The sequence below is a fragment of the Chryseobacterium sp. 22543 genome (assembly GCF_052044565.1).
Classification (GTDB): Bacteria; Bacteroidota; Bacteroidia; order Flavobacteriales; family Weeksellaceae; genus Chryseobacterium.
Genome location: NZ_JBQENH010000003.1, coordinates 80,910 through 94,002 on the forward strand (window position 1 = coordinate 80,910; position 13,093 = coordinate 94,002).

Below are 13,093 nucleotides of genomic sequence, written 5' to 3' on the forward strand. Positions count from 1 at the left end.
ATTTTTTTTTAAAATTGATGTTTCAAAATTATCTATATTTACTAATAAAAATATAGTAGTTACCAAAAGGTTAGTAATAACATTTAGGTTAGTAACCAGATAAAACAGAGACAATGGAAGAAGAAAAAATAGTGTATTCAAGGCCGCAATGCAGTACGCATCTGGCTGCTACTGAGGATGCTTTATATGTTTTGGGGGGCAGGTGGACCATTAGAGTAATGATTGCTATTTTAGGCGGACATACCCGCTTCAATGAATTACAGCGAACCATCAATGGAATCTCGGCAAGAGTCTTGTCCAGCGAATTGAAAAAGCTGGAAGTGAATCATTTAGTTGAAAGAACTGTTCTTACCGATCAGAAACCGGTGTTGGTAGAATATGTTCCTACAGAATACAGTGAGTCCCTGAAAGATGTGATTGCTGCTCTGGCAGACTGGGGTACAAAACATAAAAAGAAAATTACAGCATAATAAAAAAGAGTAGTGTTGATGTCAAAAATCATTTTTTCTTTGGTATTTGATCAGTTGCAACATTGCTTATACTTTAAGTATTTTTACTCAAATTAATAATGGCAAGATGATTATATATGAAGACTTATTATTTTCCCGGGGAGCCATTCTGGAAAAATATGATGCGGCAGATATTATTTTTAAAGAAGGAACTGTAGCTAAATATTATTTCCAGATCAGGTATGGTACTGTGAAATTGAATACTTTTTTAGAAGACGGAAAAGAATTTGTTCATGGATTCCCTTTTGATGGACACTGCATTGGTGAAAGCTATTTATTTACAGATCATTATTATGCAATCAATGCTATTGCCATTACTGAGTGTGAGATTATTAAGATTTCCAAAGCAAAATTTCTGCAGATACTGTTGGAAAAACCGGATTTAATGCTGGAGATTAATAAATATATGGCTGCCAGAATGCATTTCAGATTTATGATTTCCAGCTTTCTTGCTATTTCAGATCCTATTGTGAAGCTTACAAAGCTTTTTGATCATATTAAAAATTATTTCGGATTCGAAGAAACCTATTCCTTTCTGATTCCTTATACCAGACAGCAAATAGCTACCTTAACCGGTCTTCGGGTAGAAACGGTGATCAGGTATGTCAAGAAAATGCAGGAACAGGAACTTGTTAAAATTGAAAGTACTAAAATTTATTATTAGCTTTTACGCATTCATTTTTAAAAACCTTATTATTTTAAAATAAGTACGGGCTGATGGGTGTTCTGGTAGATTCCCTCAGAAATACTTCTGCTTGCCAGATAATACAGAAAGCTATGCTGACCTGGCAAAGCTATAATAAGATCCGCTTCATTAGAGGCTGCAAAGGACAGAATTCCCTTAATAACATTTTCATCATGAGAATAATGAATACTGCTTGGAATCTCCGTTAAACGTTCACGAATATACTCTTCCAGCTCTCTTTTTTTGTCCTCATCCTCTTTCTCATTGGTATTGATATTCAAAAACATGAGACGTACATCCTGTTTGTGGATAACAGATTTGTGATGAAACAATCTTTCTAATCTTTTAATTCCCTTTATATCACAAGGAATAAATATATTTTTGATAGGAGTGTAGTGATAGCTGTTGGGAACAATTAAGGTCTTCACAGGACTCGTTCTTGCAATGCTGATAATATTCTCGGAAACAAAGCTCTCAGTAGAAGAAGTCTGGTCGTCACTTCCCAGGATAATCAGCTCTACAGAAGGCTGGTTTTTTAAAAGTTCATTGATGCTTCTGGTAAGAGCCCAGTCGCTTAATATCCTGGAAACTTTAATTTCAGGTGACTTTTCTGTAATAATACTGCTTAACTGATCAAATAGTGATTCTGTCCTTTGCAGTAAATTATTGACATTTTCTTCATTCACAAATGAATGTCCTTCTGCAATATGCAGATAATCAAACTCAGATTCTCCTGCTGTTTTGAGTAAGATAATGTTTTGATATTCGTAGGTTTTTGCCCAATCTGCGGCAACTCTTACTGCATTTTCCGTAGTTGATGTAAAATCAACGGGTACAAGGATTGTTCTCATATTGTATTATGTTTTGGTCCTGATTCTTCCAGGTTTGCTGTCATTTTTTTTACAAGAAGCAGCGCTTTGTAAATCTCTTCCGTATCAATATCTCCAGCCGCTTTTTTGTAAAGATCCAATGCCCACGGATAAACGGTTTCTATAATCTGTTGACCTTTCGGAGTCAAAAAGACCTGTTTATTTCTTCTGTCATTTTTATCAGCAATCCGCTCAACAAGATCACGTTTTACAAGGCTGTTGATGAGATAAGTAATGCTTGATTTGTCTTTGCTTACTTTATTTCCTATTTCCTGCTGGTTGATACCATTATTACGTGAAAGCAGGCCCAGAATTTCAATAAGTTCAAAAGAAAGATCCGGATCATATTCATTAATCGTGGTCTGAATCTTCTGTCGAAGCCGGCTTTTCATTTCACTCATTGCCAGGCCAAGCTCCAGAGCCAGTTCTGATATATTGTTCTGTTTTTCAGGCATGTTGTATAATAATGATATGGCAAGGTAAGAGGTGGTCTGAAAGAATTTCATCACTGCTTACCCTAACAAATATACGAAAAATTAGTTTTAATTAAAACTAATTGAAAATAAAGTATTCTATAGCAAGAGATAAGAAATAGGAAAACAGGCGCGCAGGAACAAATTTTGTAGTCTGATAACTTAGAAGTTTTTAAAAACAAGAATAATGTCTGTAATTGCGTTAAAAAGAGTATATAAAATTCCATCTCCAAACGATGGCTATCGTGTATTGGTAGACCGTTTGTGGCCAAGAGGACTTTCTAAAGAAAATGCCGATCTCAATGAGTGGGAGAAAGATCTGGCACCATCAACAGAGTTAAGACTATGGTTTCATCATTCAGTTGAATTATGGACAGAATTTTCGGAAAAATATAGGAAAGAACTCCATGAAGCTGATCTTGGCAAAGACTTTCTGAAACGCCATAAAGATCAGGAAAAAATTACACTTCTGTATGCCGCAAAAGATGAAGAACATTGCCATGCAATTATATTAAAAGAATATCTGGAAAGTATAAAATAGAAGTAAAAAAGCAGAGATTAAATCCCTGCTTTTTCTTTTTTTACGGCTTTATTCATGATAATGATGATTCCGAAAAGGAAACATGCGATGATCAGATAACGCCAGGAAAGGTCTTTTTGTTCATTAACAGTTCCACTTACCGAAATGATAAAACTCGTTATTGAAGTGATTACATATACCAATCCACCCATCAATCCGCCAGCTGTTCCTGCATTTTTAGGAAAGTAAAGCATACTTGTCGTAAAAAAGGAGGTAAATAAAATTCCGGAACAGATGTGAATAAAAAAGGCAAAAGGGATCATAATGAAAAGGCTTTCTGCAAAATAGCTCGTGATAATCAGCCCTGCAATCAGAATAAGCTGAAGCAGGATAGGCTGTAGTATTCTTGGTTTGAAATCAAGGGTCAGTCTACGCTTCCCGATAAAACCTCCAATCATCCATGAGAACCCCAGGATTAATGTACAGTATCCGATAACTACGGGTGTAAAATGGAAGGTATTTTCAATAATAAACGGTCCGGTAATATTAAATAACATAACAATAGAGTAGCTCAATCCCAAAATGAAAATTCCCAGCATGAAAATCCTGTTTTTAAGCATCATTTTGTAAAGACTGATATTCTCCGAAAGATCCAGTTTCTTTTTCTGAGGAAGGCTTTCTTCACTAAAGAACCACTCAAACAAGAACAAAAATCCGGCATAGGCAGCCAGAAAATAAAAGTTAGCATGCCAGTTAAAAATTTTCTCAAGATAACCTCCGAGGAACGGAGCCAGAATAGGACCGCATGACCAGACAATCGTAAAGTAACTCAAATAATGTTTTACCCTCTCTGCATCATAAATATCTACAAAAATAGCACGCGTTGCCACAACAAGAACCGAAACTGCCGCACCCTGAAGAATACGAAGCAGACAGATCAGTAAAATACTGTTGGTCATCGTAATTAAAATACTCGTCAGGATCAATAAGAACAATGCAATCAATTTCGGACGGTAGCGGCCGATACTATCCAGAATTCCTCCTACAAACAATTGAGAAATTCCGTAGCTCAGCAGATATGAGGTCAGAGTGATCTGGATATCTTTTTCTGAAACCATCATTTCTTTGGCCATAGAAGGGAACGATGGTAAATATATATCCGTGACAAACCCCGAAAGCGGGATAGACACGAAGGCCATAATGGTAATTAATCTGATTCTTTTTTCAGATGCTTCTCTCAACATGTTCATTCATTTTTTACTATGCAAAAATAAGTCAAGAAATATGAAAGTGAATTTTAAAAGACAAAGTAAAAATTACAAAAATCAAATATTAGGATAAATTCTTAAATTTTAATGGTGAAGTCCGGGCATGTTTTTTAAAAAAGTTATTAAAATGAGCAGGCTGATCAAAACCTAATGTATAGCCAATTTGAGCGATATCCCAATTGGTATACTTCAGCAGGTTTTTAGACTCTTCAAACATCTTTTCTTTAATAATCTGTGTTGTAGTAAGATGAGTTACAGATTTCACCGAGGAATTCAGATGATTGACATGCACATTAAGATGATCAGCGAAGTCCGAAGGAGTTTTTAACGCAAGCGGATAAGCAGGGGAGTCCAAAGGAAACTGCTTGTTGAGGAGTTCATCAAATAATCTGTATAAACGCACGTTTGCAGGAAGTTCATTAGGATTGATGTCTTCCACGCGGTTTTCCAATGCCAGATGCATAACAGAAGCCAGATTGCTTTTGATACTGCTGCAACGGAAAGGATAGGCCGAATTATTCATTTTGTAAATCTGATCAAAATAGAGGGTGGCCAGCTGGGTCTGCTCTTCGGTCAGAAAAACTACCGGCTTGCTCCATTCTTTGAACATTGAAGTCTTTTTGAACAGATTAAATTCTGAATTTCCATTAAAAAATTCTTGATTGAACAGACAGAAATACCCTTCTTGGAGATCGCTGTCACACTCCCAGGAGTAGGGAATGCTTGGAGAAGGAAAGAATAATGCCGGACGGTCAATATACAGCTGATGGGTGCCATAATGAATGGTTCCTTTTCCAATGATAAAGCTAATTTTATAATAATCACGGCGGTTGTAAGGACTCTTAAAACTGCAGTACTTCCGCATCGAAATGTTGAAGTGGGATTTACCCATTTCAAAATCCTCAGAATCAAACATCTTGATCTGGTTCTTACGGATACGTTTGTAATAATCCTCTATGGTTTCCAGCTGATCACTCATAAGTAAAAAATTATAAAAATCAAAGATAGGCAAACTATTACTTATTTAAAATTATTTTAAGTGAGATAATAAAAATAAGAATAATAGCCTTCCTCAATATCATCAATATAAAAAAGATCTATTGATGATGAGATATACGTAAGCGCTATAAAATATACGCAAAATCTGTAAAATCAGTGGTTAAAAAAGATTGTACTAGCCTTTATTAATCTCCAGTTCCAAAATATGTGATGGAAGCTGAAATGGGCCAGCTTTCGAACTGATAGTAGGTACAAACCCAGACTCTTTTAAAAATTCCGAAAGCGGATTATGATCAAGCATATTAATCCAAAGGATATCTGTGAAGCTCACAGCTGATCTGCATTTTTTCCAAAGTGACTGCCTTATTTCAGGAAAATCAAACGCTGAAAGAATCACAAAACTGATTTCTGTTGCTCTTTTGCCATCCGGTATGCCAGGATGCAGAGAACCACTTTTTATAATGCTGTATCCGACAGGTTTTTGATCTGCATACGTCATGATCAGCTGATTGGAAAGATCATTCAGGTTGTTGATCATCTTTCTCGGATCTATTTCATTGTGAATATATTTTTTAATGTTTTCCTCACTTACAAAGTCTTTATGCAGTGTATAAACGGAAGAATCAATAATGGTTATAAGATCAGAAATTCCCTCTTCAGAACCTACTGTAAATTTTGAAATGATATCCATGGGATCTTTTTTATTCAAAATTATAAGATTAATCCGTTCAAAAAGGATACAGTTCGCTAAAATATCATCGGTACAGAAATGTATTTTTGTAAATTTGTTCAGTACAGTTGATGTGTTATGGCGAAATCTTATAAGTACGAAATTTTTACAGCAGTCATTGAGAAGCAAATCCACAGTGGGATTTTGCAGGAAAAAGACAGGCTTCCTTCTGTTCGGGAAATTAAAGAAAAATATAAGCTTAGTACAAGCTCTGTACAAAGTGGTTTTGAATACCTTATGATTAAAGGTTTAATCAGGAGCTATCCAAGGTCAGGATATTTTGTTGCAGAAATTCAGGAAGAGAATATTCCGGAAATCAGAACAAAACTGCCTGTTGTAGTAAGAGATGCAGAATTTATGAAAAGTATGATGCTGACTTCCAAAAGGACCTCGGAATCCAGTTCTTTCAACACAGCTGTTCCCGGAGATTTGCTGATTCCGCAGAAACTCATCCTCAGAACGATGCAGGAAGTGATTCGTGAAAAAGGAGCATCGTTGCTCAGGTATTACCCGTCAAATGGCCTGGAAACATTAAGGAAACAGATTGCAAAACAAATGGGAACTTACGGCAGTACTTTAAATCCTGATGAAATAATCATTACAGACGGTGCACTACAGGCACTCACAATCGCTTTGAAATCGGTCACCAAAGCTGGAGATGTGGTCGCTGTTGACAGTCCGTGTGTGTTTTCCGTACTGGAAGTAATTGCTCATCTGGAACTGAAAGTGATAGAGATTCCCATACACTACAGAAGCGGTTTTGATACGGAATATTTTAGAACAGTCTGTCAGGAAAATAACATCCGCGCTCTTGTTATAACTCCGAATTTTCATAATCCAACAGGAATGATGATGGATGACGAAACAAAAAAAGAAATTCTTGGTATTGCAAAAACTCATCAGTTGTGTATCATTGAAAATGATATGTATTCCGATCTTTATTTCGATGAACAAAGACCCCACTCTATAAAAAGCTTGGATAAAAACGGAAGCGTGATGACCTATTCATCATTTTCAAAAACATTGGCACCGGGAATACGTTTAGGCTGGCTTTATGCTGGAAATTTTTATGCAAAATCCGAAAGAGTCAGGTTTACATTAGGGCGGACGGTTTCACCCATTTATCAGGAACTGGTTTTAAAACTGCTGCAAGGAAGCAGTTATGAAAGACATTTGCGTTCATTCCGGAAAAAGCTCAACCAGCAGGCTATTCAGGTGTTGGATGCTTTAAGAAATTCCTTCCCCGAAGGTTCTTATTTTCACAGACCTCAGGGCGGATACACTATTTGGGGGCGGCTTCCGGAGAACACAGATATGGAAAAGTTCTATGAATACTGTGAAAAGCACCAGATTTTATTTACTCCCGGGAACACTTTTTCTTTTACAGATAAATATCAATTTCATTTCCGGATTGTTTTTGCAGAGCGGATTACTTCTGAAAGTATTATTTTATTACAGAAAGCAGGTGAAAAGGCTCGGGAATTGTTTCTTGCAACATAAGAACTTTATTCAAAGTAAAAGATCTAAAAATGAAGATTTAGAAACCCAAATAATGAAAAAATAAGCGAAATAAAATTCCTTTCAGAAGTCCTCAGATAAGGGTTGTAATCGTGTTCTATGATCGTTTTCAGGTGTTAAACCATCCAAAAATGCACTTTTATAGAGGTGGAAGTGAATATTTTAGCCATTTAGCTTAAACTTTTTTCACTCCAGCTAGGCTGGAATCGCCATAAAACCTATATTTGCAGCCTAAATTTTTAAATAAATGAAAGAACTAATTGAAAAAATCAACGCAGAATTTGAAGCGTTCACAACTGAGGCAAACCAACAAGCAGAAAAAGGTAACAAAGCAGCTGGTACAAGAGCTCGTAAAGCAGCTTTAGAACTAAGCAAACTGTTCAAAGACTTCAGAAAAGTTTCTGTAGAAGAAGCTAAAAAATAATTTACTTTTAGCCGGCTTTTGAAGCCGGCTTTTTTTATCCCCTCAATACAATACGTTTTGAATTTGAAATAGGGTTAAAACTCCCAGTTTATGAGGTTTTGCTGTTATTCAATATTCACCATTAAATATTTTAAGCATAACTCTTGCTTTCCTTACACTTCTGAATATATATATCTACGCGACTAACTAATTTTAATCCAAACATCATTAAAGCTGTCATATTGATAGTTTTTTATGAATTATAATTTTCAGTGGATTTTTGTTATTATTTTCATGTGAAAATATAGATAATATCATTAGAAAACCTCTTTTTTAGGCTTATTTTTTCATCATCTCCCTAATTTCCTTTATCTTTAAACCAATCAATATATATTATGAGGATAAATAGATTTTTTGCAGTGCCTGCAGTAGTGCTGGCTGCCCAGTTTTCCTGGGCTCAGGTAAAGGTGGACCCAAAAGAAAGGCTAAACCCTATCGTAAAAAGTTTTGTAGATGAAGTAAATAATAATTCCAAGCTTGAAAACCTGGCATCTGAACTGCTTGACGGGATCGGACCGCGTCTTGTAGGAACTCCCGAAATGCTGGCAGCAAATGAGTGGAGTGCCAATAAGCTTCGTTCATGGGGAGTAGATGCCAATCTTCAGCAGTTTGGAACATGGAAAGGATGGCAGAGAGGTACTACTCATGTTGATATGACATATCCGCGTGTAAAATCTCTGGCTGCTACACAGCTTGCATGGAGCCCGGCTACTAAAAAAGCAATTGAGGCAGAAGTTATTATTCTTCCAAAAGTATCTTCCAAAGCAGAATTTGAGCAATGGCTACCTTCTGCAAAAGGAAAAATAGTACTGATGGCACAATACCAGAAAATCGGACGTTCTGATGAGCAGATCAAAGAATTTGCTACACCGGAATTGTATGAAAAACTTAAAGCAGAGAAAGAACAGGTGGCTAAAGATTTTACTGCTTATGTGAAGAATATCGGATATGACAATAACAGCCTTCCAGAAGCGTTGGAGAAAGCAGGGGCGGCAGGAATTGCTATTTCAAACTGGACAGGAATCATGGGGGCTAACAGAATTTTTGGTGCCAAAACATCCAAAATTCCAATGATTGATATTGATGTGGAAGATTACGGAATGCTTTACAGGATGGCAGAAAAGGGCACTCAGCCTAAAATAAAAATTGATGCCCAGTCTAAAATACTTCCTGAAGCCAAAAGCTTTAATACAATCGGAATGATCAAAGGAAAAGAAAAACCTGATGAATACATTATTCTTTCTGCTCACCTTGATTCGTGGGATGGAGCTCAGGGCGCTACAGATAATGGAACAGGAACAATCACCATGCTGGAAACCATGAGAATTCTGAAGAAATATTATCCTAATAACAAGAGAACTATCGTAATCGGACTTTGGGGAAGCGAAGAGCAGGGATTAAATGGTTCAAGAGGTTTTGTGGCGGATAATCCTCAGATTATTAAAGGAGTACAGGCTGCGTTTAATCAGGATAACGGGACCGGACGTGTTGTCAATATCAGCGGTCAGGGGTTTGTAAAAGCTTATGATTATGTAGGAAGATGGCTGGATGGGGTTCCAAAAGCGGTAAGAAGCCACATTAAAACGGATTTTCCTGGAATGCCTGGAGGAGGAGGTTCTGATCATGCTTCATTTGTAGCAGCAGGAGTTCCCGGAATTTCTTTGGGTTCTCTGAACTGGGGTTATTTCGGATATACATGGCATACCACAAAAGATACCTATGACAAAATTGTTTTCGATGAGGTGAAAAATAATGTGATTTTAACTGCTGCATTAGCTTATATGGCTTCCGAAGATCCTGAATTCAGCAACAGGGAAAAGAGGGTAATGCCTCAGGATGATAAAGGGGAAACGGTAAAATGGCCGGAAGTAAAAGAGCCTAGAAGAAGTTCTAAGGATTATAAATAAAAATTTTCTACTATATAAAAAGTAAAGGCTGCCTCAATGGCCAGCCTTTTTAATTGTATGAAATTTCATTATTTTGTACTATCGGAAATATGGGGTATTAAGTCCGAAAACGTAAGAATTGATGGTTCATAAAGTGAATCAGTCAGCTTTCCGAATCCGTATTTGCAGAAAATAAACGGTAATCCATTTGTCAGTGCGGAATCATAATCAGTTTGGGTATCACCAATATATATGGAATCTTCAAGGGTTAAATGATTTCTTTCCATGAGCAGCTGTATATTTTCAGATTTTGGTTTTTGGGTTCGCCCGTGAGATTCAAAATCAACAAACAGATCATTGAATTGATAATAATCCAAAAATGATTCAATATAGCCGTTCTGGCAGTTGCTTACGATAAACAGAGAGTGGGTGTTAGCCAGGTTTCTCAAAGTATTTTCTACGCCCTCATATAAAATTCCTCCTTGTATGTGCAGTATTTCATTTTCTTTGGCAACAATTTCAGAGAGAAGCTCCTGAGCTTGCAGATCTGAAATGCCCGGAATAATATCTTTTACAATATCATGAGCCAATAATCCCATATATTGATCCATATCTTCAGGTTTAAGTTCTCTTTGGATCAATTGATGCCTGCCTAAAACTTCATTCCATATTTTAATGATTGTCGCTCTGGAATCCCATAATGTTCCGTCAAGATCGAAAATTAAATTCTTTGTGTTCAAAATAAATATTTTGTGGTTTATACTTTAATTTACAGCCGAAAATTACAAAATCATGCTCAGCTGCACTCTTTTTCTCGCCTCATCTACTTCTGTTACCTTTACACGTACATGCTGGTGAAGTTTTACTACTTCATTGACATCCGATACAAAGCCGTCTTTCAACTGGGAAATATGAACCAATCCGCTTTCTTTTATTCCAAGATCCACAAAACATCCAAAAGCCGTAATATTATTGACAATTCCGGGAAGAATCATGCCTGTTTTTAAGTCTTTAATGCTTTTAACTGTAGGATCAAACTCAAATACTTTGGCAGCTTTTCTTGGATCCAGACCCGGCTTTTCAAGCTCTTTTAAAATATCCTTGATTCCTAAGATCCCGATTTCTCCTGTGATATAGCTTTCCGGTTTTACCAGAGCTATTTTTTCTTTATTGGCAATCAGCTCATCAGTTTTAATACCTAAGTCTTTGGCTATTTTTTCTACAATTCCATAAGCTTCAGGATGTACAGCGGAATTATCCAGTGGGTTTTTGGCATTCGCAATTCTTACAAATGCGGCTGCTTGCTGGAAGGCTTTTTCTCCAAGTCTAGGAACTTTTTTAAGCTGTTTTCTGTCTTCAAATGCTCCGTTTTCAGCACGATAATTGACAATATTTTCAGCTATTTTCTCTCCAATTCCGGAAACATAGCTTAAAAGCGATTTGCTTGCTGTATTTAAATTAATTCCCACAGAATTTACACATTTCATCACTGTAGAATCCAGTTCATTTTTCAGTTGAGTCTGATCTACATCGTGTTGGTATTGTCCAACCCCAATAGATTTGGCATCAATCTTTACCAATTCAGCCAGCGGATCAGAAAGTCTTCTTCCGATGGAAACGGCTCCACGCACTGTTACATCATATGTTGGAAACTCTTCCCTTGCAATTTTACTGGCAGAATACACTGAAGCTCCGGCTTCTGAAACTACAAAAACCTGCAACGGCTTATCGAAAGCAATCTTTTTAATGAAAAATTCTGTTTCCCGGCTTGCCGTTCCGTTACCAATGGAGATCGCTTCAATATTATAAGCATTTACCATAGAACGGATCTTTTTCATAGCCATCCCGCTTTCATTCTGTGGAGCGTGAGGGTAAAGAGTTTCGTTGTGCAGTAAGTCTCCTTTTTCATCCAGGCACACTACTTTGCATCCGCTTCGGTATCCCGGATCAATTGCCAGAATTCTTTTCTCCCCCAAAGGAGGAGCCAGTAGAAGTTGGCTTAAGTTTTCAGAGAAAATCTCAATCGCTTTTTTATCTGCTTTTTCTTTGGCTTCCTGTAGAGCTTCATTGGAGATAGCAGGTTCCAGAAGTCTTTTATAGCTGTCTTTTATCGCTATAGCAATTTGTTCTGAACTTTCATTATTGGATTTGATAATAGCTTTCTCAATAAAATCGATGGCTTCTTCCTTATCTATCCCTACATTCGTTTTTACAAAACCTTCAGCTTCTGCTCTTAACATCGCCAGAAGTCTGTGAGAAGGTGTTCTGCTGAGACTTTCTTCCCATTCGAAATATTGGGAGAATTTTTGGGCGTCTTCCTCCTCTTTTTTAGCTTTTACAACTTTGGAGGTAACAACCGCCTTACGCTGAAAGAGTCTGCGGAGATTCTTGCGGACATACATATTTTCGTTGATCCATTCTGCCATGATGTCTCTTGCCCCCTGAAGCGCTTCTTCTTCAGAGGAAACTTCATCATTCAGATATTTTGAAGCCAGAAACTGAATGTCATTATTTTTCTGACTCATAATGATCCTTGCCAAAGGTTCCAATCCTTTTTCCTTGGCGGTATCAGCTTTTGTTTTTTTACGTTTTTTGAAAGGCAGATAAAGGTCTTCCAGCTCCTGAATATCAAAGCTATCTTCAATTCTCTGTTGAAGCTCAGGGGCTAAAGCATTCTGCTCTTCTATAGATTTTAAGATAGACTCTTTTCTTTTGACAATGTCTTCAAACTGCTTACTGATCTTTGAGATCTGTTCGATCTGTATTTCATCAAGATTTCCGGTTTTGTCTTTTCGGTAACGAGAAATAAAAGGAATAGTGCAGTCTTCTGCTAATAATTGTAAAGTATTGTTGATGCTCTTCTCAGAAATATTGAGCTGTTTTTGTATAAATTCTACGGTCGTCATTGTTCTGTTTTCGGATAGCTAAAATAGCGTTTTGGAATGAGAAAAAAATAAAATACAGCTATAAAAAAGCCTGATTACAACAAAATGCAATCAGGCTGTAATAATAAACTTAAAATTAATTAAGGCAGTACTTCATTATAATAAAGCGGAGTATCATTGTTTTTATCATATCCTATTATAATAACTTTATACTTCTTTGCATCATCATTGTTGTAAAACTGTACTTATAAACAATGAAGATTATATAAAGATTTAAGTTTAGACAAA

At 36.6% G+C, this 13,093-nt stretch carries 13 protein-coding genes; 6 read left to right on the forward strand and 7 right to left on the reverse strand.

All coding sequences use genetic code 11. The features are described from left to right. Positions 1-113 precede the first annotated feature (113 nt). Positions 114-470, forward strand: a complete 357-nt coding sequence (locus ACTJIP_RS11125) for a winged helix-turn-helix transcriptional regulator (protein ID WP_077416692.1) — start codon at positions 114-116, stop codon at positions 468-470. A gap of 106 nt (positions 471-576) precedes the next feature. Next, positions 577-1,173 carry a Crp/Fnr family transcriptional regulator gene (locus ACTJIP_RS11130; RefSeq protein ID WP_077416694.1) on the forward strand — a complete coding sequence of 199 codons (597 nt, stop codon included), beginning with the start codon at positions 577-579 and terminating at the stop codon, positions 1,171-1,173. Between the two features lie 29 nt (positions 1,174-1,202). Here ACTJIP_RS11130 and ACTJIP_RS11135 read toward each other — a convergent pair whose 3' ends face one another. Both ACTJIP_RS11135 and ACTJIP_RS11140 read right to left on the reverse strand, forming a co-directional pair. Then, complete coding sequence (locus tag ACTJIP_RS11135) at positions 1,203-2,045, reverse strand: universal stress protein (RefSeq protein WP_077416696.1); 843 nt, start codon at positions 2,043-2,045, stop codon at positions 1,203-1,205. Next, positions 2,042-2,569, reverse strand: a complete 528-nt coding sequence (locus ACTJIP_RS11140) for a MarR family winged helix-turn-helix transcriptional regulator (RefSeq protein WP_228408871.1) — start codon at positions 2,567-2,569, stop codon at positions 2,042-2,044. Before ACTJIP_RS11140 ends, ACTJIP_RS11135 begins: the two co-directional genes overlap by 4 nt. Before the next feature lie 154 nt (positions 2,570-2,723). On the opposite strand from ACTJIP_RS11140, the gene ACTJIP_RS11145 reads away from it, so the two are divergent. Continuing rightward, positions 2,724-3,077 (forward strand): DUF488 domain-containing protein, encoded by a 354-nt coding sequence (locus tag ACTJIP_RS11145; protein ID WP_428168890.1) that lies wholly within the window; start codon positions 2,724-2,726, stop codon positions 3,075-3,077. Between the two features lie 17 nt (positions 3,078-3,094). Here ACTJIP_RS11145 and ACTJIP_RS11150 read toward each other — a convergent pair whose 3' ends face one another. The 3 genes from ACTJIP_RS11150 to ACTJIP_RS11160 form a co-directional block, all read right to left on the reverse strand. Further along, on the reverse strand, positions 3,095-4,300 hold the full coding sequence (locus tag ACTJIP_RS11150) for an MFS transporter (RefSeq protein WP_077416700.1): 1,206 nt from the start codon (positions 4,298-4,300) through the stop codon (positions 3,095-3,097). 88 nt (positions 4,301-4,388) lie between these two features. After that, the gene (locus tag ACTJIP_RS11155; protein ID WP_047385402.1) at positions 4,389-5,303 is read right to left on the reverse strand and encodes a helix-turn-helix domain-containing protein; all 915 of its coding nucleotides are present in this window, start codon (positions 5,301-5,303) and stop codon (positions 4,389-4,391) included. A 195-nt stretch (positions 5,304-5,498) separates the two neighbouring features. Continuing rightward, entirely contained in the window at positions 5,499-6,014 is a 516-nt protein-coding gene (locus tag ACTJIP_RS11160; RefSeq protein WP_440704583.1) for a hypothetical protein, read from the reverse strand. Between the two features lie 117 nt (positions 6,015-6,131). On the opposite strand from ACTJIP_RS11160, the gene ACTJIP_RS11165 reads away from it, so the two are divergent. From ACTJIP_RS11165 to ACTJIP_RS11175, 3 genes are all read left to right on the forward strand, one after another. Beyond that, complete coding sequence (locus tag ACTJIP_RS11165) at positions 6,132-7,553, forward strand: aminotransferase-like domain-containing protein (protein ID WP_219072823.1); 1,422 nt, start codon at positions 6,132-6,134, stop codon at positions 7,551-7,553. A gap of 265 nt (positions 7,554-7,818) precedes the next feature. After that, positions 7,819-7,995 (forward strand): histone H1, encoded by a 177-nt coding sequence (locus ACTJIP_RS11170; RefSeq protein WP_047377485.1) that lies wholly within the window; start codon positions 7,819-7,821, stop codon positions 7,993-7,995. 374 nt (positions 7,996-8,369) lie between these two features. Then, on the forward strand, positions 8,370-9,941 hold the full coding sequence (locus tag ACTJIP_RS11175; protein WP_440704584.1) for a M28 family peptidase: 1,572 nt from the start codon (positions 8,370-8,372) through the stop codon (positions 9,939-9,941). Positions 9,942-10,009: 68 nt separating this feature from the next. Here ACTJIP_RS11175 and ACTJIP_RS11180 read toward each other — a convergent pair whose 3' ends face one another. Both ACTJIP_RS11180 and ACTJIP_RS11185 read right to left on the reverse strand, forming a co-directional pair. Continuing rightward, positions 10,010-10,660 (reverse strand): HAD family hydrolase, encoded by a 651-nt coding sequence (locus tag ACTJIP_RS11180; protein WP_440704585.1) that lies wholly within the window; start codon positions 10,658-10,660, stop codon positions 10,010-10,012. A gap of 42 nt (positions 10,661-10,702) precedes the next feature. Then, positions 10,703-12,826: a Tex family protein gene (locus ACTJIP_RS11185; protein WP_077416711.1), complete on the reverse strand. Its 2,124-nt coding sequence runs from the start codon at positions 12,824-12,826 to the stop codon at positions 10,703-10,705. Positions 12,827-13,093 lie beyond the last annotated feature (267 nt).